We start from the raw sequence: 23,619 nt of genomic DNA on the forward strand, positions 1-23,619 counted from the left end.
GTCGGGTAGGCCTCCCGCGTGGCAGACTCGAAGTGTGGCCGCACAGGACGAATCCTGGCGCGTAGAAGCCGACGGCGAGTGGCTGGTACGCCATCAGTCTCGGACGATGGCCAACGTCCAGCGCCGCTTCAGCCGCATCCTGGTTGCGGGCGACGCCATCAGCAACGCGGAGCTCGGCCCGTTCGGCGGTGCGCCACGGAATCCAAGTCTCCGCCCGGCGCCTTCGCGCTACGCGGTGATTCGGCATGTCGTCGCAGTGTACGCGTACACGTCGATTCGTCTCATGATCGAGTACTGCCAGCGCTGTGGACGGCCCATGCAAGAGGCGCACCATGTGGCGACGGTCCGGGCTGACGGCAGGCGACTGTCGCTCGGTGCGGTCCGCAGTTGCCGCAGCTGCAACAGCGATTCGTGGCTGTTCCGCTCGCACATGCCAGCCGGCGACAAGGCGCGGCGGCAGGCGGTCAAGACCGTCCTCTGAGCGGCTCACGCAGTCTCGTCAGGACTAGACATCTCGTCGTCAGGTCTAGACCACAGTGTGCCTTGGCGCGGAATCTTTCGTCACATGTAGACGCTAATATCCCGCTAAAGCGGGCAGCATTCGACGCCTCGCCTTGACCTCTCGTCGGTCCACGTTCGATGATCCGACGCGACGTCAGCAAGATTCGGCCTGGCCAGGACTAGACCACATTTCACTAGGTACCGGTTGCGTCCGTCCCGTTCGCTGTCAGGAGTGCATCGCGGCTTCACCGCAGCCTCAACGCCCTCGACTCCGTGCACGTCCTGCCGTGGTCGGCCCGTACCCAGGCCACACGGTTCTGCTAGGAGAGGCTTCCATGACGACCGACAGTCCATTGTCCCGCCGCGCCTTCCTCGGCTCGGCTACCGCCGCGTTCGCCGCCGCCCCGTTCCTGCTCGGCGCGCCCCAGGCGGCAGCCGGTTCCCTCACGGTCAACGACCGTTCACTGCCCGCCAGCCTGTCCGTGATTCCCCGCCCGGCCCTGCTGACGCCGACCGGCGGGCCCCCTTTTCAGCTCACGCCGCACACCGCGATCGTGGTACGCCATCCCGATCCGGCCGCCCGGCAAGCGGCGGAGCAGTTCGCGGAGCTGCTGCGCCGTTCCACCGGATTCCCGCTGCCTGTGCAGGATGAAAGCGGTAGCCCGCAGGCCATTCTGTTCGCGGTCAGCGACGAGCCGACCGGAGCGGAGGGATACCGGCTTGACGTGACCCCCGGCCTGGTGGCGATTCGGGCCACCGCGGTGGCGGGGCTGCACTACGGCGCGCAGTCCCTACGCCAGCTGCTGCCGCCCGAGACCGAGTCGACCACCGTCCAGGCCCGGCCCTGGCCGATCCCGGCCGTGCACATCGCCGACGAACCGCGCTTCGTGTGGCGCGGGGCGATGCTCGACGTGGCTCGGCATTTCTTCGGCGTGACCGAGGTCAAGCGCTTCATCGACGTGATCGCCGCCTACAAGATCAACCGCTTGCACCTGCACCTGAGTGACAGCCAGGGCTGGCGACTGGAGATCCCCAGCTGGCCGCGGCTGGCCACGTACGGCGGCAGCACCGAGGTCGACGGCACCCCGGGCGGCTACTTCACCCAGGCGGACTACCAGGAGATCGTCGCGTACGCGGCTCAGCGCTTCATCACGGTGGTGCCGGAGCTGGACATGCCCGCCCACGTGAACGCCGCTCTGGCCAGCTATCCCGAGCTGAACGAGGACGGTGTCGCGCCGCCGCTGTACACCGGATACAAGGGCATCCAGGTCTCGCTGGCCATCGACAAGGACATCACCTACCGGTTCGCCGAGGACGTCCTCACCACGGTCGCCGGTCTCACGCCAGGCCCATACCTGCACATCGGCGGGGACGAGGCCCTCGCCACCACCGCCGCCGACTACCGGCTGTTCATCAACCGGATCCAGCAGATCGTCCAGACGCTGGGCAAGCAGGTGGTCGGCTGGGAGGAGATCAACACCGCCGACCTCGCCCCGGGGACGCACGTGCAGTACTGGGCCGACGTCAAGAAGGCACGCGCCGCCGTCGCCAAGGGCGGCAAGCTCATCATGTCGCCGTGCAAGCAGGCATACTATGACCAGCAGTACAACGCGGACACCCCGATCGGGCTGAACTGGGCTGGTTACACCGACGTCCAGGACGCCTACAGCTGGGACCCGGGCAGCTGTATCGCGGACGTGAGCGAGACGGATGTACTCGGTCCTGAAGCACCACTGTGGACCGAGAACATCCGCACCGACGCCGACGTCGAGTTCATGACGTTGCCCCGGATGCCCGGACTCGCCGAGCTCGGCTGGTCACCGGTCGCCGGGCGCTCCTGGGACGAGTACCGCTACCGCCTCGCCGCGCAGGAACCGCGCTGGACCGCCATGGGCGTCGGCTACTACCGCTCGACCGAGGTGCCGTGGCAATGAACATCCCACGACTGACTGCCCTCCGGCCGCTGCTGTGCGCGAGTGTGCTGATCCTTTCGACGGCCGGCTGGTACGCCGACGCCAACGCCGATACCGGCGCCGCCTCTCCTGCGACGGTGGCTCCGGGTGACCCCCCGGGTCTGCATGCGGTGACGACGTGGGCGGCCGGCGTACAGAGCACGACGGGTCCGACAACCGGCCAGACGGTGCGCAACATCATCCATACCAGCGTCGGTGGTGTCGGTCTCCGGCTGACACTGTCCAACGTCGAAGGTGACGCACCCGTCGTCTTCGACGCCGCTTTCGTCGGGATACCGGCTCAGGGCGCCGCCCTGGTCGCCGGTTCCAACCGACGGCTCACCTTCGGCGGACGATCCGAGGTCACCATCCCACCCGGCGCCGCGGTGCTCAGCGATCCGCTGCCCGGTCGTGTCCCAGCCGGGCACGACCTCGCGGTCAGCGTGCACATCGCCGCGATGGGGCAGGTCGCGACCGGCCACAACATGTACCGCACCCAGACCTCGTACCTGTCCACCCCCGGCGACCACGCCACCGACGAGTCGCCGCAGGCGTTCACCACACCGATCACCCGCTGGTTCTGGCTCGCGGCTGCCCAGGTGGACCCTGTTCCGCAGGTCGGCACCCTGGTCGCCTTCGGCGACTCGATCACCGACGGTTACGGCTCCAGCGTCGACGCCAACCACCGCTGGCCCGACTTCCTGGCCCAGCGCATCCTCGCCGAGCCGCCGCCGCTCCAACTTGGCGTCGCCAACGTGGGCATCTCCGGCAACGAGCTGCTCAGAGATGGCAAGGGGGCTAGCGCGCTCGCCCGCTTCGACCGCGACGTTCTCGACCAGCCTGGCGTACGGACGGTCATCCTGATGGAAGGCGGCAACGACATCGGTGCGAACAACGCCACCGCCGAGCAGCTCATCGCCGGTGAACGCGAGCTGATCGCCCGCGCCCACGCGTACGGCGTGTGCATCCTCGGCGCCACGCAGACGCCGATGGAAGGGTCCGGCTACTACTCTGCGCAACATGAGGCGGTACGCGTGGAGTTCAACGCCTGGATCCGCGGCAGCGGCGAGTTCGACGCGGTCATCGACTTCGACGCGGTGACCCGCGACCCGCAGCGTCCGACCCGGTTTCTGCCGGCCTTCGACGGTGCCGGGCACCTGCACCCGAACGACGCCGGTTACCAGGCCATGGCCGACGCGATCCCGCTGAGCGACCTGAGCTGCAGCCGTTGACCAGACCCGCCCAAGAGAAGCCGTAAGGCCGGGCTGGGCTCGGCGCCTGCACCGAGCCCAGCCCGAACCGTTGCGGGGCCATGGTTTCCCGCCGCGCCGTCTTTGGTCTGTGTTGATCCGAGGCGGCGGCGATCACGATGCCACCCGTGCTCGGCACAGCCGTCAGGCGGTACGCAGCGCGTCGGTCGGGGTGAGCCGGGCCGCGCGAACGGCAGGGTAGAGACCGGCGACCGCGCCCACGACGCACGCCGCGGCGAGGGCGAGGCCCACCGCGGCCGGCGGGACCAGCGGTTGCCAGCCCCGCTGCATCGAGAGCGAATAGGTCGCGGCCGCGCCGAGCAGTACACCGGCGGCGCCTCCGCAAGCCGCGAGGAGCAGCGATTCGACGAGGAACTGCCCGGCCACGTGACGCCGGCCTGCACCGAGTGCGCGCCGCAGGCCGATCTCGGCCCGTCGTTCGAGGACCGAGATGACCATGACGTTGGCGATGCCGACTCCGCCGACGAGCAGGGCGACCGCGCCTAGGCCGAGGAAGAGGAAGGTGCCGGAGTCCGCGACGTCGAGCCGGGTGGTGAGCGCGTCCGAGGGCCGGCTGACCGTGACGTCACGCGGCTGCTCCGGGTTGGCCGCTCGGGCCAGCATGGTGGCGACCTCGGCCGTACGCTCCTGCTGTGCGCGGACGTAGATCCGGCTGGCGGTGCCGTCATGGCCGAAGTCGGCGACCGCGGCCGCGAAACCGATGAGCGCGGAGCGGTCCACCTCCGGTGCGAAGTCGAGCGGGGCGAGGATGCCGATGACGGTGTACCAGTAGCCGCCGATGAAGACGCGCGGGTCCCCGGACAGGTCCTCGACGCCGAGCCGCTCGGCCGCTGCGTGTCCCAGGACTGTGATCGCGTACCGGCTGGTCACGTCGGTGAAGAAGGTGCCGTGCGTCAGGTGCCCGTCGAGGACCGGCAGCAGCGACGCGTCCGCGGCGCGTACCGCTAGGCCGTTGGACAGCACGGACGGTATCCGGTCGGTGCGCCGCACCGTCACCCCGGCCAGTTCGGCGGTCGGCGCGCTGGCCAGTATGCCGGCGGTGAGGCTGACACCGCCCGCCGCGGTCGACGGCAGCGGCCGCTCCTGGCCGCTCGGACTCTGTCCACTTGTGACCGTCAGCAGATTGGTGCCGAGCCGGTCGATCCGCGCCAGCAGGTCGGACTGGCTCGATCGGGTGATGCCGAGCACGGCCACGAGCGCGGCGATGCCGATCGCCACGCCGAGCACCGACAGGGCGGTGCGAGCCGGCCGCGTACGCAGCCCGATCGTGGCGACGGGCAGCAGGTCAGCCGCACGCATGCGGGGCAGCAGGGTCATGCGGTACTCCCGGAGTCGTGTTCGACGAGCCCGTCGCGCAAGCTGATCCGCCGGCGGGCGGCCTGGGCGACCTCGTCGCTGTGCGTGATGACGACGATCGTGGTGCCGTCTGCGTTCAACTGGCGCAGCAGCAGGAGGATCTCGGCGCCGTTCGCCGAGTCGAGGTTGCCGGTGGGTTCGTCGGCGAAGACGATCGGCGGCCGGCCGATCAAGGCCCGGGCGATCGCCACACGTTGTTGTTCGCCGCCCGACAGCGTGCGCGCGCGATGGTGCGTCCGGTGGGCCAGCCCGACTCGATCCAGTGCTTCGGCCGCTGCGGCGCGGCGCAGCTTGGCGGGCACGCCTCGATACAGCAGTCCGGTCGCGACATTGTCCAGTGCGCTGAGCTGAGCCAGCAGGTGGAACTGCTGAAAGACGACGCCCATCCGGTACGCCCGCAGCCCGGCCAGCCGTCGGTCGGACAGCCGCTCGATGGGCTCGCCGGTGATGCGGATCGAGCCGCTGGTCGGCCGGTCCAGCCCGGTGGCGAGGTTGAGCAGCGTGGACTTGCCGGAGCCGGACGGGCCGACCACCGCTGTCAGTTCTCCGCTGTGGATGGCGAGGTCGATGCCGCGGATCGATTCGACGGGCGGGCTTCCCGGATAGACCTTGCGCGCGTCGCGCAGTTCCAGCACGGCGCTCATGAGGCGGGCACCTTCACTCGCTGGCCGGGCATCAGGGCACCGGTCACCTCCACCCGCCCGGCGGTGCCGTCGAACAAGCCCGGCTCGACCGGCACGTACTGGTCGGACTCCAGGCGTACCTGATAGCCACCGCCAGGCCGGGCGAGCAGCGCGACGATCGGGACGGTCAGCACGTTCTCGTGGGTCTGGCGGGTGAAGGCCGCCAACACCGGCGCCTGCTCAAGAGTGCCCGTTCCGGGCGGCGGCGTTGCGCTGATCGTCGCCTGGAACGGGGACTCCGCGCCGCCGTCCGACGAGCCGGACTGCCCCGACGCGGCGGGTGGACGCGTGATCGCCAGGACAGTTCCGGGGAACGGCGCCGTCCCGGTCAGGGTGAGGGTGACCCGATCACCGACCTTCACCAGGCGTCGCCGGTCGGCGGTGATCGCGGCGGTGACCACCGGCGTGGTTGCCGTCACCGTCACCACCGGCTGATCCGGCCGGGCCATGGCGCCGATCGTGGCCAGCGCCTCCTTGATGCGTACCGCCCCGGGCTGGAACACCACCTGACCCAGCGGCAGGCTGCCGCTGCGCTGCGCGGACGGCAAGCCCCAGGCCGTTTGCCAGCGCCGGATCGCCGTAGCGGTGGCCGCCGAGAAATGCCCGTCCACGGTGAGCCTGTGGTAGGGGTCGAGGCCCAGCGCGACCAGGTTCGTCTCCAGCTGCCGCACGTCCGGGCCGTCGGTCATGCCCGCCTCGAAGTCCCGGTACGCCGGCAGACGGCCGTAGAGCAGACGCACGGCCTGGTCGGCCACCGCGTACAGCCGTGCTCCGCGAGCCACGACGATCTCCGCGGCGGTGATCCCGGTCAGCACCCCGGGCTGACCCAGGTGGACGATCGGATACGTGGTGCCGTAACCGAAGGTGCCGTTGATCTGAAACCGCTCCGAGATCGTCCCGCGGGTCACCTCGGCGGTCGCGGTCGGAACTTGCGCAGCCGCCGAGCCTTGGCCGTCGGGCTGCCGGGCTTCGGTGAGCCATGCCGCACCGGCCGCCCCGCCGGCGACGACGGTCACGAGCGCGCCGCCGAGCACCTTGCGCCGGCTGGTCACGGCTGTGTCATCCCGGCACGTACGCCGTCCAGGTACTGCTGGCACGGAGCGGGCAGTTCGTTGCCTTTTTGCATCTCCTGCTCCATCGGCGTACCGGTGATCGCGTACCGGCCGCGCGAGTCGGGGTCGGGCCAGTCCGGAAAGCCGTTCTGCCGCATGCACGCGGCGAACTTGCGCAACTTGTCGATGTCCGACGCGTTCGGCATGGGCCGTCCGGCCCAGAGGCTCGCCGGAAGTTGTTGCATGACCGACTGGCACGCGTCGAGTGCCGACGCGAATGTCTCGGTGTCGACGCCGGCCGGTTTGTCGCCCTTCCCCTGAACCTTGCCGTCGGTGAAGGCGGGCGCCTGGAAGCCGGCGACGCCGTGTTCGCGTACGCATTGCGCGTGCTGCTCAAGGATCGCCACGATCTGTGCCTCGCTGAGCGCGCCGGCGCTGGGTGACGGCGCGGCGGCCGGGGACGTGCCGCTGCAGCCGGCGAGCCTGGCCAGTGTCACCACGACGGCGGCTACGAGGCTGAGCCTCAGGTGTCTCGTCATGCCGTCGAGCCTCGCGTCGCACCGCTCCGCCGTCGTCTGAGCGCGCTCGGATCTTGGCCGCCGTCCGTACGAGTGTGCGCATACGCGGCGTACGACCACGATCTGATGTACGCGACCGCAGCGCTACCTATCCTGGACGCGTGCCCTCGGTGATCGACCTGTACCGCCGGATCGAGCCGTGGCGCGGCTACCTGTTCGACGCCGCGCTGGCGGCGGCGATGCTGGCACTGTCCAATGTGGCCGCAGGTAAGCCGGGGCAGGCGGCGCCGGCGCGGCCGTGGATCGTCGCCGCCTGGTGGACACTCGGTGCGGTGATCGTCCTGGGCCTGCTGCTGCAGCGCCGGTGGCCGGTACCCGCGCTCGTCGTGGTCACCTTCGGCGCGGTCGCGCATCAGCTCATCTCCGAGGCGGACAACCGCCGTATCCCGTTCCCCACGCTGATCGATCTGGCCGTGCCGGTCGTTCTCTACACCGTGGCCTGCCGGAGCAGGTCACGCTGGACGTCGCTGGCCGCACTGGCCGCCGTGGCCGGTGTCGAGGTGGCGGCAAGCCTGAGCGGTGGGCTGATTCCCGACGCCGAAGCCGGCCAGGACGGCGCCCGGCAGGCCGGCGTGTGGATCTATGGGACCAGAGCGGACGGCAAGTCGGCCGTCGCCGACGCGCAGCTGCAAGCGTTCGTCCACCAGCAGACCCTCGAACTGGCGCTCGTCGTCCTGCTGGCGCTCGCTCTCGGCTACGCGCTGGGCGAGGCGGCCCGCAGCCGCCAGGCTCATGTGCGCACCCTGGAACAGCGCGCGTCGGACCTCGAGCGGGAGCATCGTCAGCGCGTCGAGCTCGCAGCCGCGGACGAGCGCGCCAGGATCGGCCGGGAGCTGCACGACGTCATCGCGCACAGCCTGTCGGTCATCGTGGTCCAGGCACAGGCCGCGCTCGCCGCGCAGCATCGCCGTCCCGAACGCACCGCCCAGGCGGTCCGCGAGGTCATCACGGTCGGCCGGGATTCGCTGGCCGAGATGCGCCGGCTCATCGGCGCGTTCGGCCCCGAGCCGGACACGCGGGACCGGCTCGCGTCGCCCGTCGGCGTCGCCGCGCTGCCCGCCCTCATCGAACGGATACGCGCGGCAGGCGTACCAGTGCAGTATTCCTTGGACGGTGCGCTGGCGGAGCTGCCCGCTGGCGTCGACGCGTCGGTGTACCGGATCGTGCAGGAGGCGCTCACCAACACGCTCAAGCACGCGGGCGCCGGCGCCACGGCGCGGGTGCGCCTGGCCACCGGCCCGGAGTATGTCGAGGTGGAGGTCACCGACGACGGAACCGGACCACCGGCCGGCCCGGACACTGACGACGGGAACGGACTGCGGGGCATCGCGGAGCGTGTCCATCTGCTCGGGGGCACGCTGACCGTCGGTCCCAACCCGTGTGGTGGCTTTCTGGTCCGCACCAGGTTGCCCGTCCCCGCCGTAGTGTCATGAACGACGTGGTCGCCGGCCAGCGGCACATCCGGGTCGTGCTGGTCGACGACCAGGTGCTGATGCGGACCGGATTCCGGTTCATCCTCGACGAGACCGACGACATCGTCGTGGTCGGTGAAGCCGGAGACGGCGCGACAGCGGTCCGCGTCGTCGAGCGCACCCGGCCCGACGTGGTCCTGATGGACATCCGCATGCCGGGCATGGACGGCATCGAAGCCACCCGGCGGATCATCGCCTCGACGCCGGCGGTCGCAGTCCTCGTGCTCACCACCTTCGACCTCGACGAATACGTGTACGCCGCGCTGCGCAACGGAGCGAGCGGATTCCTGCTGAAGGACGCGATCGCCGACGACCTGCTCGCCGCGGTCCGGGCGGTCGCCGCCGGAGAATCGGTCACCGCGCCCAGCGTCACCCGCAGACTCATCGCCCATTTCGTCAACACGACGCCGGCCGGCGCCCAGCCCGACGACCGCCTCGGCCCGCTCACCGCCCGGGAGCGCGAGGTGCTCACGCTGATCGGACGCGGCCGGTCCAACCCCGAGATCGCCGAGGACCTCCAGCTCGCCCCCGGCACCGTGCGTACGCACATCGGCCGGATCTTCGCCAAACTCGACCTGCGCGACCGGGTCCAGGCGGTGATCCTCGCGTACGAGCAGGGTCTGGTTCAACTCGGCGAGAACAGCTGACGAGCGTGTGTTCCGATGGCCGCGCCGAGACGGACGGTCAGGGCGTGGCCCTTGGGCGGACGGTCCTCAGGGGACGGTGGGGACGGCGGTGATGCTGACTGTCTGCGTGCCGACGGCGTTGGTGACGTTGGCGTAGACGGTGATGGACCCGATCCACGCGAGGTTGGTCATGTCGAGCTGCGTGGTGCCCTTGCACGGCTGCGGTGTCGTCCAGATTCCGACGAAGCTCATCTTGCAAACGGTGGGGGAGCCCTCGCTGCCGACCTGGACGTTGAGGAGCAGGCCGCCGTTTGGACTGTGCAGGCTGAGGATCTTGATGGTGGGCGGTTTGAGGCTGATGGTCGCCGAACCCACGTTGCCCAGGAGTGTGCGAGAGCCGGGCGGGCCGAACCGCGTTACCGCGCGGACGGTGACGGGGCCGGGCTGGCCGGGAAACTGCACGGTCTGTCCGGTGACGGTGCGGTCGGGCTGGCCGGGTGCGGAGACGAGGTAATGGACGAGCGAGCCGCGGCGCAGGTCGGGCCGGTTCCACTTGACGATGACGGCGTCCGCGGTGGTGCGGACGGTGACGGCCGGGGCGGCAGCGGGTACCGCGACGAGAGACGGGCCGCCGGTGCCGGCCGTGGCCGGCGCGCTGGTCGGTGACGCCACTGTCGAGGCCGAGGCCGCCGCGGTGGAGGCGCCGATCCGTACGCTCTTGATCAAGCCGTTCGCGGCGTCGACGACGAGCACGTGCGAGCCGTCAGGGCTGTCGACGTAGATCCGTCCGTCGTCGCCGCGGAGGAGCCGGGGCGCTCCGTCGTCGCCGCTGGTCGGCGTAGCTGTCGTGGTGAGGCGGGTGCCGGCTGGGACCTTCGCGCGGCCGGTCGGGGCGCCGGTGCGATCGAAGGTCAGCACCTCGTCGGTGTTCTGGTCGATCAGCGCGATGACGTTCGCGGTGGCCATCGGCTCGCCGAAGCGGCCGTCTCGGGGCAGGTCGGCGACGATCGGCTTGGCGGCCGGGCGGTTGTGCAGCCCGGCGGTGTCGAGCAGGATCAGGCGGGCGTGGTCGGGGTCGACGACGGCCAGCCGGTCGGTCGCGGCGCTGCTGGCGATGTACGCCGAACTCGGCAGGTCGCTGCCGATGGCGACGGGCTCACCGAGGCCACGCTCGCCGATGGTGCGCAGGGTGTCCGAGGTGGTGTCGACCAGTACGGCCTGGTCGTCGACGACGGTCAGCCCACCGGCGTGGCCCTGCTCGATCTGCGCATGGCAGACCAGGCGGTCGGCAGACCTCATCAGCGAGCACAGCGATCCGCTGTCGATGCGATGCAACCAGACGGTGCCGTCGCCGGTCGCCGCGGGCCGCGACAGCGGTCCACCGGCGGCGACGGTGGCGGCCGGGTCGCCCAGCCGCACGACCTGGCCGGCGTTGCGGTAGACCAGGTACGGCCCGCCGGCGACCTCCAAGATGACGGGCTGCTCGGTGGCGGGTGGCGTGCTGCTGCCCTCGACGCCCAGCGTCGCCTTGCTGAACATGGTGATCCGCGAGCGCTGCACGACGTAGCCGGACTGTTCGCCTTGCGTGACCTGGCTGCCGGGCTCGTCGCTCGGCACCGAGACCTGCGCGTCGACCCGGGCGGTCGCCCCGTCGACGTGGTAGGCGGCCTGGCTCTCGTCGCTGTAGACCCAGTGTCCGTCCTGGACGAACTGCGGTCCGGGCGAGGCCGGGGCGTGACCGGTGACGGCGAAGCCGACGATCGCTGCGCAGAGCGTCGCCACGGCCGCGATCGCGACGCGGGTGCGCATCGCAGCGCGGCGTCCGCTTCCCTCGGAATGAATCCCGTCAGTCGACTCCACACTGGGACCATAACCCGCCGGTGAGTCGCGCGGAACAGCGAAGTGACCAGCACTTCATGGTTATCTACATAGGAATGCTGGTGCCGCGATGGCCGCGCTCCGCTGTCATCGAATCCTCATGTTGAAGCGTGCATAATACGGCCGTGACCAGTCTTGCCCGAACACGGCGGGCCCGCGCGTAGCTACGGTGATGCCGCACGGTTCGCGTCACCGCTGGCCGGGCCGGGGCGAGGCGATTCACCACGCGTTGCGGCTCAACGCGGAGCCGGCCACATGCGGGCGGCGTCACCCCGTCGCGGCGGCGATCGTCAGGAGTTCGGCGGCCAGCGGGGTCGGCGTACGCCCCAGCCAGAGGGCGTTCAGCGGACGGACGAGGGGCATGGCCTCCACCGTCAGCTCGACGAGCTCGCCGGAGGCGACCGCGGCTGCGGCCGCCCGGGAGCTGATCACGCCGACGCCGCCGCCCGCGCGCACGGTGGCGAGGATCGTCGTCGTCGAACCCAGGCTGATCACATGCGGCAGTTTCGGGGCGAAGCCGAGAGCCTGTTCCAGCGCCCGCAGGAAGGTGTCCCGGGTGCCGGAACCCGGTTCGCGCAACAGCAACGGCTGGTCTGCCAGATCAGTCGGGCGCAGGGGCCGCCACGCGTGTGCGGCCAGCGGATACGTGGCCGCGACGACGAGGGCCAGCCGGTCGTCGCCGACGACCCGGGAGCTCAGATCCGCAGGAACGTCCGGCGACTCCACGAACCCGAGGTCCACCGTGCCGGAACGGACCGCCTCGATCACGCCGTTGCTGTTGGCCACGGCGGCCGAGATGTCGAGCCCAGGATGGGCACGCCGCAGACTGAGCAGCCAGGCGGGCACCAGATGCTCGGCCACGGTGAGACTGGCCGAGACGCGCAGCCGGGCCTGCTGATCCGCACGGAGCGTCAGGACGCCGTCGGCCAGCGCCTGAGCGGCGTCCACGACCCCGTGCGACCAGGCGACGACCGCTTCGCCGGCCGGGGTGAGCAGGCTGCCGCGCCGGGAGCGCACCAGCAGCGGTACGCCGAGGCGGCGCTCCAGTTTCGCCAGCCGGGCGCTGGCGCTGGGCTGCGTGATCCCGTGAACCTGTGCGGCGCGGCCCACGCTGCCGGTTTCCGCGACCGAGATGAGCAGGTCGAGCGCGGGCAGGTCACTGATCCAGGGCGGCAAAGGCATCGTCCGCAGTGTGGCACAGGCGTTCGTCCTGGCGGGCCGGTTAGGCCATGAGTTGCAGGGCGAGGCTGGTCACGCTGAGGAGGCCGGTTAGGCCATGAGTTGCAGGGCGAGGCTGGTCACGCTGACCGAGGCCCACAGGATTAGGCCGAGCAGCAGCGGCCGGACGCCTGCGCGGCGTATCGCGGCCAGGTCGGTGGACAGCCCGACGGCGGCCAGGGCGACCGCGACCAGGAACAGCGCCGCCTGATGGGCGACGGGCTGAACCGCGGCAGGGATCAGCCCCGCGCTGTGCAGTGCGGCGGTGATCACGAACGCCACCAGGAACCACGGCACGAGGGTGGTGATTCGCCGGACTCCGGACGTCGGCGGCTGGCCGTCGCGGCGACGGGTGAGGGCGGTGAGAACCAGCACGATCGGGATGATCATCAACGTGCGGGCGAGCTTGACGACGACGGCGTACCGGGCGGCGTCGGGGCCGAACGCGCCCGCGGCGGCCACCACGGAACTCGTGTCGTTGACGGCGGTCCCGGCGAACAGCCCGAACGCGTGCTCGCTCAAGCCGAGCATCCGGCCGAGCGGGGGGAAGACCACCACCGCGGCCACATTGAACAGGAAGATGGTCGAGATCGCGTACGCCACGTCGTCGGCCCGGGCGCGGATCGCCGGTGTGGTCGCCGCGATGGCGGACGCGCCGCAGACGCCGGTCCCGACGCCGATCAGCGTACGCAGATCGCGCGGGACGCCGAGCCACCGGCCGACGATCCAGGCCAGCAGCAGGCACACACCGAGGGTGCCGAGCATGACCGGAAGTGATCCCGCGCCGACGCGTACCACCTCGCCGAGGGACAGCTGAGCGCCGAGCAGCACCACCGACAGCTGCAGCAGCATCCCCTTGGCCACGTTCAGCCCGGGCCCGAGTGCCTCGGTCCGGCGACGGGCCAGCGGGCTCAGCAGCACTCCGCCGACGACGGCGATCACCGGCGCGCCGACGACGGGGACCAGCGTGCCGGCCGCGGTCGCGGCGAGCCCGAGCAGCGCGGCGACTCCGATACCGGCGGCCCATCCCGGGGACCGGGGGCCAGACTCCTCAGCGAGAACGATCACTCGTCCAGGCTTCGCCGACGGGCGGCGGGCCGGTAGCGGTCAGCTGCCGACCAGGGTCATAGACATCGCCTATGACTGCAGCGGCTTACGCCGTCGGCGAGGCCGAGCGCCCGCACCGATGCTCGCCGCTCATCATCGATCGATTGACATGAGTCGCGAAGGCTGGCAGCATCGCCAGAATGCTGGGAGCGCTCCCAGCAGTACCTTCCGGGAAGGACCGCCCCATGTCCCATGCCTTCCGGCGGATCGGCGGTGCGCTCGGCGCCGCCTTGCTCGCCATCGTCTCCGCCACGACCTCTTCGGTGCCCGCGCACGCGGCGCCCGTCGAGCACATCACGAACGGCTCGTTCGACACCGGCACAGACCCCTGGTGGGCCACCGCCAACACCACCCTGACCATTGACTCAGGACGGCTGTGCGCGGACATCCCGGCGGGCAGCACCAACCCCTGGGACGTCAGCGTGGGCCACAACGGCATACCGCTGATCGACGGAGCCGACTACACGCTGCGCTTCTCCGCCTCGGCCGGCGTCGCCACCAGCGTCAAGGCCAACGTCCAGCTCAACGAGGCGCCCTACACCGCGGCACTGTCCCGCGACGTCGCGCTCACGCCCACGGCGCAGACCTTCACCTACACCTTCACCGCCGGGCTCGACTCGGCCAACGGCACGCTGACCTTCCAGCTCGGTGCGGCCACGGCGTACACCTTCTGCCTCGACGACGTCTCGCTGTCCAGCGAGGACTCGGGCTCGGGCGGCGACGGTCCTGAGCAGATCGACAACGGCGACTTCGGCGACGGAACTTCGGGCTGGTACACCTACGGCACCACGGGAACCGGCGTGGTCGACGGACGCCTGTGCACGAACGTGCCGGGCGGACTGGCCAATCCCTGGGACGCCGGCATCGGCCAGAACGACGTGGCGTTGCTGGCCGGACACGAATACGCGTTCTCCTTCGACGCCGCCGCGGACCCCGGCGCCACCGTGCGTGTCGCCGTCCAGCTCGGTGCCTCGCCGTACACCTCCTACCTCGTCCGCGACATCCCGATGACGGCGGCGGGCGGGCATTTCGCGTACACCTTCACCGCGACCGAGGACACCGACGCCGCGCAGGTCGCCTTCCAAGTAGGCGGCAACAGCGCCGCCTACACCCTGTGCGTCGACAACGTCTCGCTGCTCGGCGGCGAGGAGGAGCCGCCCTACGTGCCGGACACCGGCCCCCGGGTTCGCGTCAACCAGGTGGGCTACCTGCCGACCGGCCCCAAGCACGCCACCCTGGTCACCGAGGCGACCACCGCGCTGCCGTGGGAACTGCGCAGCAGCGCCGGCACCGTCGTCGCCTCCGGCCAGACGACGCCCCGCGGCATCGACGCCGCCTCCGGCCAGAACGTCCACACCATCGACTTCAACGGGTACGCCACGGCAGGAACCGGGTACACGCTGACGGCCGACGGGCAGACCAGTCATCCGTTCGACATCGGCGCGGTGTATCAGCAGCTGCGCTCCGATTCCCTCCAGTTCTTCTACATCCAGCGCAGCGGCATCGCCGTCGACGGATCGCTCGTCGGCGACCAGTACGCCCGCCCGGCCGGACATCTGGGCGTCACCCCCAACCAGGGCGACACGGACGTGCCCTGCCAGGCTGGGGTCTGCGACTACCGGCTCGACGTACGCGGCGGCTGGTACGACGCCGGCGACCACGGCAAATACGTCGTCAACGGCGGCATCGCCACGGCCCAGCTGCTCAGCGCGTACGAGCGGACGAAGACCGCGGCGACCGGCCGGTTCGGGGCCGGGCTCGGCGACTCGACGCTGCGCGTGCCCGAACGGGGCAACAGCGTGCCCGACGTGCTCGACGAGGCGCGCTGGGAGCTGGAGTTCCTGCTGCGGATGCAGGTCCCGGACGGTCAGGCGCTGGCCGGCATGGCGCACCACAAGGTGCACGACCGGAACTGGACGGGCCTGCCTCTGCAGCCGCAGGACGACCCGCAGCCCCGCGAACTGCACCCGCCGTCCACCGCCGCCACGCTCAACCTCGCCGCCGCCGCCGCGCAGGGCGCCCGGCTGTTCGCCCCCTACGACAAGGCGTTCGCCGATCGTGCGCTGGCCGCGGCGAAGAAGGCGTACGCGGCGGCGAAAGCCCACCCGGCGATCTACGCCGACCCGAACGACGGCAACGGCGGCGGTTCCTACAGCGACAGCGACGTCAGCGACGAGTTCTACTGGGCGGCGGCCGAGCTGTACCTGACCACGGGTGCGGCCGGGTACCTGGCCGACCTCACCGCCTCGCGCCACCACACCGGCGACGTGTTCAGCGCGACCGGGTTCGGCTGGGGCAGCACCGCCGCCCTGGGCCGCCTCGACCTCGCGACCGTCCCGAGCGGCCTACCGGCGGCGGACAAGACCCGCGTACGCCAGTCGGTGCTGACCGCCGCCGACGCGTACCTCGCCACCCAGGCCGGTCAGGCGTACGGGCTGCCGATGCCAGGCACCGCCGGCGCTTACTTCTGGGGCGGCAACAGCAACGTCATCAACAACGCGATCGTCCTGGCGACGGCATACGACCTGTCCGGAGGCACCGCGTACCGGGACGGCGCGGTCCAGGCGATGGACTACATCCTCGGCCGCAACGCGCTGAACCAGTCCTACGTCACCGGCTGGGGCGAGCACGCGTCCGAGAACCAGCACACCCGGATCTACAGCCATCAGCTGAACGCGTCGCTGCCGCATCCACCTGCGGGATCGCTCGCCGGCGGTGCGAACGCGGGTCTGGACGACCCGTTCGCCCAGCAGCTGCTGGCCGGCTGCAAGCCGATGTTCTGCTACGTCGACGACATCAACTCCTACGCGACCAACGAGGTGGCGATCAACTGGAACTCGTCCCTGGCGTGGCTGTCGTCGTTCCTCGCCGATCAGGGCGCCGTCCCGCCGACCGGGACGCCGGCCTGCCGGGTCACGTACGACAACTACGGTCCGTGGGCTGACGGTTCGGGCTTCACCGCCCAGCTGGCCGTGACCAACACCGGCACGACGACGGTCGACGGCTGGACGATCCGGTTCGCGTTCACCGGCGACCAGAAGATCCGCGAGGCTTGGATGGGCCGCGTGACCCAGTCGGGTGCCGTCGTCTCGGCCGCCAACGAGTCCTACAACGCCCGGCTGCAGCCGGGCGCGACGGCCTATGTCGGCTTCAACGCCACCACCAGCGGTGCGTACGCCAATCCGAAGCCGTCGCTGGTGACGCTTAACGGAACTCCCTGCGCCGGACCGTGACCGGCTGCCCGGTCGCCGTCGGCAGGTCGGCGGCGACCGGGCTCGGGGCCAGCTGACCGCGCCAATCAAGATGATCTATTGACTGAGGTAAGATCTTCCGTTAGTTTTCCGGTAAAGCAACCGTCTCGAGACCGCGTGGTGAAGCCGGGCCGTTGAGCCCGCGGTCGTTTCCCAACCATCAGTGGTGGAGGAAGACATGATTCCCTTGGCCCGGCGACATCTTCCTGTCTGGCGGACGACGACCGCCACGGTCGAAGCGATCCTGTTCTCGCGTCTGAGTACGCACCTCGACGCGAATTCCTCCTGCTGATCCATTTCCGCTGAGCCCGAGTTCCGGGCGCTCGGCTCAGACCCGCTCGCATCGGCAGAAGGGTCGATTCCGCATGTCCTCGAAACCTAGGCGGCTGCTCGCGCTGGGGTTAGCCGCCTTACTGATCCCGCTGACCGCCGGTCCGTCACCGGCACAGGCAGCGCCGGTCACCTTCAGCAGCACGCTCGTCAACCAGAACAGCCGTACCTGCGCCGACCTGCCCAACGGGTCGTCGGCCAACGGCACCCAGCTGATCCTCTGGTCGTGCTGGGGCGGCAGCAACCAGACCTTCACGTTCACACCGGCCACCGGCACGACCGACCAATACAACATCCACACCGTCACCAACGGCAGCTGTGTCGACGTCAACGGGGCCTCCACCGCGGACAACGCCGCCGTCATCCAGTGGACCTGTCACACCGCGAACAACCAGCGATTCCGGCTTCAATCCACCAGCGGAGGATTCAACGTCGTGGCTGTGCACTCCGGCAAATGCATCGTGCCCAGCGCAGACGCGACAGCCGACAACACCGGCCTGGTCCAGCTGCCGTGCAGCACCGCCGCCAGCCGGACCTGGCAGATCCCCGGGTACGACCCGGGAAGCAGCGGTTCGGCCTACACCAACCCGGTCGTCTGGCAGGACTTCGCCGACGGCGACATCATCCGCGTCGGCGACGTCTACTACTACACGGCGTCCACGATGCACTACTCGCCGGGAGCGCCCATCCTGCGCTCCTACGACCTCGTCCACTGGGAGTACGCCGGCCACGCCGTCCCCTCGCTGGACTTCGGCTCCAACGCCTACAACCTGGTCGGCGGACGTGCGTACGTCAAAGGAATCTGGGCCTCCGCGTTCAACTACCGCCGAAGCAACAGCACCTATTACTGGCTCGGGTGCGTCGAGTTCAACCGCACCTACGTCTACACCGCCTCGGCCGTGGACGGCACCTGGACCAAGCGTTCTCAGATCAACAACTGCTATTACGACGCGGGCTTGCTCGTCGACGACGACGACACCATGTACGTCGCGTATGGAAGCAGCAACATCAGCGTGGCGCAGCTGTCCGCCGACGGACTGAGCCAGGTGCGGACCCAACAGGTCTACAGCTCGCCGTCGAACATCGGCTACATCGAGGGATCTCGGTTCTACAAGCGCAACGGCTCGTACTACATCTTCGTGACCAAGCCGGCGAACGGCCAGTACATCCTCAAGTCCAGCAGTCCCTGGGGACCCTACGAGATCCGCCAGGTGCTGCTGAACATGCCGGGACCGGTCTCCGGTGGGGGTGTGCCCCATCAGGGCGGACTGGTTCAGACGCAGAACGGCGACTGGTACTACATGGCGTTCGTCGACGCCTATCCGGGCGGCCGGATACCGGTGATGGCTCCGATCACGTGGACCTCCGACGGCTGGCCGGTCATCACGACCGTCAACGGCGGGTGGGGCAGCTCCTATCCGGCGCCGAACCTGCCGGCGCCACCGCGGGCGGTCACGCCGATGATCGGCAGCGACTCGTTCACGACGGCCGCACTGGGGCCGCAGTACGAGTGGAATCACAACCCGGACAACACGAAGTGGTCCAGCGGCAGTGGCCTTCACCTGTCCACCGCGACCGTCGCCAACGACCTCTACGCCGCCCGCAACACCCTCACCCATCGCATTCAGGGTCCGACGTCGACCGCCACGATCGTCCTCAATTACTCCGGTATGCGAGACGGTGACCGGGCTGGGTTGGCGATGCTCCGGGACTCGTCGGCATGGATCGGCGTCAAGCGGGACAACGGCGCCACCCGGGTCGTCATGACCAGCGGCCTGAGCATGGACGGTAACTGGAACACCACAAGCACCGGGACGGAGGCAGCGGGAGCAGCCGTCTCCGGTGGCCGTGTCTGGCTCCGCGTCAATGCCGACGTCAATCCCGGTTCGGGCCGGCAAGCACGGTTCTCATACAGCACCGACGGCGCCACCTTCCAGCCGCTCGGGACCGGCTTCACGTTGAACAACGCCTGGCAGTTCTTCATGGGCTACCGCTACGGCGTCTTCAACTACGCCACCCAAGCCCTTGGCGGCGCTGTCACCGTCGAGCGCCTCGACATCACCACCCCTTAAGGAGGAGACCCTCATGACACGCCTCCTGGGCGGGCTTCGGCCTGCTCGCACACCGATTCGGCTGCTGGTGGCGGCCGGGGCGATTCTGGCGACGATTGTGGCGGGGATGGCCGCCGGCTCGGTCCTCGGCACCGCGTCTGCTGCAGACACCCCGGCTCTCGCTGCGGCGACCGCCGGCTGCGGGCGAAACCCCACCCTCGTCAACGGAACCAACACGATCTTCGTCGGCGGCGTCAACCGCAGCTTCATCCTGCGCATCCCGGCGAACTACGACAACGCCGCTCCATATCGGCTGATCTTCGGCTACCACTGGCGCGGCGGCACGATGAACGACGTCGCGTCGGGTGGATCCAGCGGATCCTCCTGGGCGTACTACGGAATGCAGGAGCAGTCGAACAACACGGCGATCCTCGTGGCGCCGCAAGGCTTCGGCAACGGCTGGGCCAACAACAACGGCGAGGACTTGGCCTTCACCGACGCCATGGTCAGCCGCATCGAGGCTGACCTCTGTGTGGACACGACGCAGCTGTACGCCATGGGCTTCAGCTACGGCGGCGGAATGAGCTATGCGGTCGCCTGTGCCCGGGCGAACGTGTTCCGGGCAGTCGTCGTCTACTCGGGCGCGCAACTGAGCGGCTGTAGCGGCGGCACGCAGCCGATCGCGTACTTCGGCATCCACGGCATCTCCGACAACGTGCTCAACATCTCGCTCGGGCGGTCGCTTCGTGACACGTTCCTGCGTAACAACGGCTGCGCCGCGCAGAACGCGCCTGAGCCCGGGCCAGGCAGCGGGGCGCACATCACCACGACCTACTCGTGCCGGGCCGGATACCCGGTGCAGTGGGCCGCCTTCGACGGTGGTCACGGTCCAGGCCCGGTGGACGGCTGCTCCGGCTGCGAGGACGGCACCCGGACGTGGACCAAGGGCGAAGCCTGGCGGTTCATCTCGCAGTTCGGCAGTGGCACGGGCAGTCCGTCGCCGTCGCCCTCGGTGACGCCGTCGGGCGGCCGACAGAACGTGATGATCGCCAGTGGCGCTTCGGGCCGGTGCGTGGACGTGCCTGGCTCCAGCACGGCCAACGGTACCCAGATGCAGTTGTGGGATTGCCACGGCGGCTCGAATCAGCGGTGGTCGTACACGTCGAGTAGGCAGTTGATGGTGTATGGCACCAAGTGCCTGGACGCCAATGGTCAGGGCACGAGCAACGGGACCGCGGCGATCATCTGGGATTGCAACGGCCAGGCGAATCAGCAGTGGAACCTCAACGCCAACGGCACGATCACCGGGGTCCAGTCCGGGTTGTGCCTGGACGCGGCTGGGGCCGCGATCGCCAACGGCACCAAGATCCAGCTCTGGGCCTGCACCGGCGGCGCCAACCAGCAATGGGCGCTGCGCAGCTGACATTTCTCCGGGGTCAGGCGGCCTGGGCGGGCCGCCTGACCCCTCCCTCGCGAAAGGCATCAATGGTGAGACGAAGCATTCGGCGGCGGTTGGCCGCCAGCGTGGTGGCGGCCCTGACAGCGGCCGCCGGGATGGTGGTCTTCCTGTCCGGGCAAAGCGCGCAGGCGCTCGAGAACGGCGTCGGCCGCACCCCGCCGATGGGCTGGAACAGTTGGAACACCTTCGGCTGCAACATCAACGAGGCGCTGATCCATCAGGTCGTCGACGCCATGGCGGGCAACGGAATGCGCGACGCCGGATACCAGTACGTGGTCATCGACGACTGCTGGTTCAACCCGAACCGCGACGCCAACGGCAACCTGCAGGGCGACCCGAACCGATTCCCGAGCGGCATGAAGGCGCTGGGTGACTACATCCACAGCAAGGGCTTGAAGTTCGGCATCTACCAAGGACCGCTGGCCAAGACCTGTGCGCAGTACTTCAACTCCTGGCCCGGGTCGACCGGCAGCCTCGGACACGAAGCGCAGGACGCCCGGCAGTTCGCCGCCTGGGGCGTCGACTACCTCAAATACGACTGGTGCTCGCCGACCGGAACCATCGACGACCAGGTACGCACCTTCGCGATCATGCGGGACGCGCTGGCCGCCGCCGGTCGCCCGATCCTGTACAGCATCAATTCCAACAGCGTTCACGCCAAGACCGGTCCGCAGCGCAACTGGGGCGACGTCGCGAACATCTGGCGTACGACCGAGGACATCACCAACGCCTGGGACACCGGTCAAGCCAACGGCTACCCCATGGGCATCCAGAACATCATCAACGTCACCGTGCCGCTCGCCGGGTACGCCGGACCCGGGCACTTCAACGACCCCGACATGATGGAGGTCGGCCGGGGCGGCATGACCGACACGGAGATGCGTACGCATTTCGCGATGTGGGCGATGATGGCCTCGCCGCTGATCGCCGGCAACGACGTGCGCTCGATGGACGCCGCGACCCGCACCATCCTGCTGAACCAGAACCTCATCGCGATCGACCAGGACACCGCCGGGCAACAGGCCACACAGGTCTCCTTCGACGGCACCCGGCGAGTGCTCGCCAAGCGGCTGTCCAACGGTGACGTCGCCGTGGCGTTGTTCAATCAAGGCAGCGCCACGACGACCATCAGCACCACTGCGACCGCGATCGGAAAGTCGGGCAGCTCGTTCACGTTGCGCGACGCCTGGTCGAACGCGACCAGCACCACCGCCGGTGGAATCTCCGCCAGCGTGCCGGGCCACGGCGCAGTCGTCTACCGAGTCAGCGGCGGCAGCACTTCGTCGCCGTCACCGGGCGGCACCGTCACCGTGGTGAGCGCCGCGTCCGGACGATGCCTGGACATTCCCAACAGCAACACGGCCAACGGCACCCAGCCGGTCATCTGGGACTGCAACGGGCAGGCGAACCAGCAGTGGACGTTCGACGGCCTGACGATCCGCGGGCTGGGCAAGTGCCTCGACGCCCCACTCAACGCGACGGCCGGAGCCAAGGCGCAGATCTGGGATTGCAACGGTGGCGCCAACCAGCAGTGGAACGTCAATGCCAACGGCTCGATCAGCGGTGTGCAGTCCGGGCTGTGCCTCGACGTCAACGGCGGCGGCACCAGCAACGGCACCGCCGTGCTTCTTTGGACCTGCCACGGTGGGTCGAACCAGATGTGGACTCGCCGATAGCCCGGACAGGAGTACGTGCATGAGAAAGCCGAACTGGCGGTCCGCGACCGCCGCTCTGTCGCTCGCGGTCGCGTTCCTCGCGACGCCGTCCGGCGTGGCACACGCCGAGTCCAACGGCGGTGTCAGGGTCATGCCGCTCGGCGACTCGATCACCGAAGGAACCCAAGTGCCAGGCGGCTACCGGATCGGTCTGTGGCAACGGCTCGCCGCCGGCCGGTACACGGTGGACCTGGTCGGCTCGCAATACAACGGCCCGTCAGGGCTCGGCGACCATGACCACGAAGGGCATCCGGGCTGGCGGATCGACCAGATAGACGCGAGCATCACCGGCTGGCTGACCACCTATCAACCGCACACCGTGCTACTGCACATCGGCACAAACGACGTGCTGCAGAACTACAACGTCAGTACCGCGCCGAATCGGCTGTCGACACTGATCGACCACATCACGAACACCGCGCCCAGCGCCGAGGTGTTCGTCGCGCAGATCATCCCGCTCACCAACAGCGGTCAGGAAGCCGCGGTACGCACCTTCAACGCGGCGATCCCCGGTATCGTCCAGAGCAAGGCGAAAGCCGGCAAGCACGTGCACCTGGTGGACATGCACAGCGCAGTGACCACGGCGGACCTCATCGACGGCGTGCACCCCACGGCTACCGGATACGACAAGATGGCCGCGGTCTGGTACCAGGCGTTGCTTTCGGTCTCCGGCAGCGTGGGTTCCCCGGGCACCGGCGGCGGATCGTCGAACGTGGAAATCGTCGGCACGCAGTCGGGCCGGTGCGTCGACGTGCCCGGCTATAGCACCACGAACGGAGTCCAGGTACAGCTCTGGGACTGCCACGGCGGCACCAACCAGCGCTGGACGTACACGTCGAGTAAACAGCTGACGGTCTACGGCGACAAGTGCCTCGACGCGTACGGGCAAGGCACCAGCAACGGCACCGTCGTCGCGATCTGGGACTGTAACGGGCAGCCGAACCAGCAATGGAACGTCAACGCCAACGGCACGATCACCGGCGTACAGTCTGGACTTTGTCTCGATGTGAGTGGCGCGGCCACCGCCGATGGGACGAAGCTTCAGCTGTGGGGTTGCTGGAGTGGCGCGAACCAGCAGTGGAGCCTGCGGGGCTGATCGAGCTTGCCGTAAGAGGAAGG

Annotated in this window: 17 protein-coding genes; 10 read left to right on the forward strand and 7 right to left on the reverse strand. The window is 69.4% G+C overall.

Going from position 1 to position 23,619, the window contains the following annotated elements:
- Positions 1 to 34 precede the first annotated feature (34 nt).
- From HDA40_RS36185 to HDA40_RS36195, 3 genes are all read left to right on the forward strand, one after another.
- Positions 35 to 481 (forward strand): hypothetical protein, encoded by a 447-nt coding sequence (locus tag HDA40_RS36185; protein WP_253762369.1) that lies wholly within the window; start codon positions 35 to 37, stop codon positions 479 to 481.
- A 355-nt stretch (positions 482 to 836) separates the two neighbouring features.
- Complete coding sequence (locus tag HDA40_RS36190; protein ID WP_253762370.1) at positions 837 to 2,435, forward strand: beta-N-acetylhexosaminidase; 1,599 nt, start codon at positions 837 to 839, stop codon at positions 2,433 to 2,435.
- On the forward strand, positions 2,432 to 3,685 hold the full coding sequence (locus tag HDA40_RS36195; protein WP_253762371.1) for an SGNH/GDSL hydrolase family protein: 1,254 nt from the start codon (positions 2,432 to 2,434) through the stop codon (positions 3,683 to 3,685). Before HDA40_RS36190 ends, HDA40_RS36195 begins: the two co-directional genes overlap by 4 nt.
- Before the next feature lie 162 nt (positions 3,686 to 3,847).
- On the opposite strand, the gene HDA40_RS36200 is transcribed toward HDA40_RS36195, so the two are convergent.
- From HDA40_RS36200 to HDA40_RS36215, 4 genes are read right to left on the reverse strand one after another with little or no spacing between them, the layout of a single operon-like run.
- Positions 3,848 to 5,041, reverse strand: a complete 1,194-nt coding sequence (locus HDA40_RS36200; RefSeq protein ID WP_253762372.1) for an ABC transporter permease — start codon at positions 5,039 to 5,041, stop codon at positions 3,848 to 3,850.
- Complete coding sequence (locus tag HDA40_RS36205; protein ID WP_253762373.1) at positions 5,038 to 5,724, reverse strand: ABC transporter ATP-binding protein; 687 nt, start codon at positions 5,722 to 5,724, stop codon at positions 5,038 to 5,040. The genes HDA40_RS36200 and HDA40_RS36205 overlap by 4 nt, the downstream gene beginning before the upstream one ends.
- Entirely contained in the window at positions 5,721 to 6,815 is a 1,095-nt protein-coding gene (locus HDA40_RS36210) for a peptidoglycan-binding domain-containing protein (protein WP_253762374.1), read from the reverse strand. Before HDA40_RS36210 ends, HDA40_RS36205 begins: the two co-directional genes overlap by 4 nt.
- Complete coding sequence (locus HDA40_RS36215; RefSeq protein WP_253762375.1) at positions 6,812 to 7,354, reverse strand: hypothetical protein; 543 nt, start codon at positions 7,352 to 7,354, stop codon at positions 6,812 to 6,814. Before HDA40_RS36215 ends, HDA40_RS36210 begins: the two co-directional genes overlap by 4 nt.
- A 140-nt stretch (positions 7,355 to 7,494) precedes the next feature.
- Between HDA40_RS36215 and HDA40_RS36220 the strand changes: the two genes are divergently transcribed.
- Both HDA40_RS36220 and HDA40_RS36225 read left to right on the forward strand, forming a co-directional pair.
- Positions 7,495 to 8,826, forward strand: a complete 1,332-nt coding sequence (locus HDA40_RS36220; protein WP_253762376.1) for a sensor histidine kinase — start codon at positions 7,495 to 7,497, stop codon at positions 8,824 to 8,826.
- On the forward strand, positions 8,823 to 9,512 hold the full coding sequence (locus tag HDA40_RS36225) for a response regulator transcription factor (protein WP_253762377.1): 690 nt from the start codon (positions 8,823 to 8,825) through the stop codon (positions 9,510 to 9,512). The genes HDA40_RS36220 and HDA40_RS36225 overlap by 4 nt, the downstream gene beginning before the upstream one ends.
- A gap of 66 nt (positions 9,513 to 9,578) precedes the next feature.
- Here HDA40_RS36225 and HDA40_RS36230 read toward each other — a convergent pair whose 3' ends face one another.
- From HDA40_RS36230 to HDA40_RS36240, 3 genes are all read right to left on the reverse strand, one after another.
- Entirely contained in the window at positions 9,579 to 11,300 is a 1,722-nt protein-coding gene (locus HDA40_RS36230) for a hypothetical protein (protein WP_253762378.1), read from the reverse strand.
- 336 nt (positions 11,301 to 11,636) lie between these two features.
- On the reverse strand, positions 11,637 to 12,551 hold the full coding sequence (locus tag HDA40_RS36235; RefSeq protein ID WP_253762379.1) for a LysR substrate-binding domain-containing protein: 915 nt from the start codon (positions 12,549 to 12,551) through the stop codon (positions 11,637 to 11,639).
- A gap of 87 nt (positions 12,552 to 12,638) precedes the next feature.
- Positions 12,639 to 13,655, reverse strand: coding sequence for a YeiH family protein (locus tag HDA40_RS36240; RefSeq protein WP_253762380.1), 1,017 nt, complete (start codon positions 13,653 to 13,655; stop codon positions 12,639 to 12,641).
- Between the two features lie 224 nt (positions 13,656 to 13,879).
- On the opposite strand from HDA40_RS36240, the gene HDA40_RS36245 reads away from it, so the two are divergent.
- The 5 genes from HDA40_RS36245 to HDA40_RS36265 all read left to right on the forward strand — a co-directional run bounded on the left by HDA40_RS36245 (position 13,880) and on the right by HDA40_RS36265 (position 23,596).
- On the forward strand, positions 13,880 to 16,927 hold the full coding sequence (locus HDA40_RS36245; RefSeq protein ID WP_253762381.1) for a glycoside hydrolase family 9 protein: 3,048 nt from the start codon (positions 13,880 to 13,882) through the stop codon (positions 16,925 to 16,927).
- A gap of 383 nt (positions 16,928 to 17,310) precedes the next feature.
- Positions 17,311 to 19,347, forward strand: a complete 2,037-nt coding sequence (locus HDA40_RS36250) for a family 43 glycosylhydrolase (RefSeq protein WP_253762382.1) — start codon at positions 17,311 to 17,313, stop codon at positions 19,345 to 19,347.
- 13 nt (positions 19,348 to 19,360) lie between these two features.
- Positions 19,361 to 20,749, forward strand: coding sequence for an RICIN domain-containing protein (locus HDA40_RS36255; RefSeq protein ID WP_372503084.1), 1,389 nt, complete (start codon positions 19,361 to 19,363; stop codon positions 20,747 to 20,749).
- Between the two features lie 131 nt (positions 20,750 to 20,880).
- Positions 20,881 to 22,461: a glycoside hydrolase family 27 protein gene (locus HDA40_RS36260; protein WP_372503209.1), complete on the forward strand. Its 1,581-nt coding sequence runs from the start codon at positions 20,881 to 20,883 to the stop codon at positions 22,459 to 22,461.
- A 19-nt stretch (positions 22,462 to 22,480) separates the two neighbouring features.
- A complete protein-coding gene (locus tag HDA40_RS36265; protein ID WP_253762384.1) occupies positions 22,481 to 23,596 on the forward strand; it encodes an RICIN domain-containing protein in 1,116 nt (371 codons plus the stop codon).
- Positions 23,597 to 23,619: the final 23 nt, after the last annotated feature.

It is taken from the genome of Hamadaea flava (assembly GCF_024172085.1).
GTDB lineage: Bacteria > Actinomycetota > Actinomycetes > Mycobacteriales > Micromonosporaceae > Hamadaea > Hamadaea flava.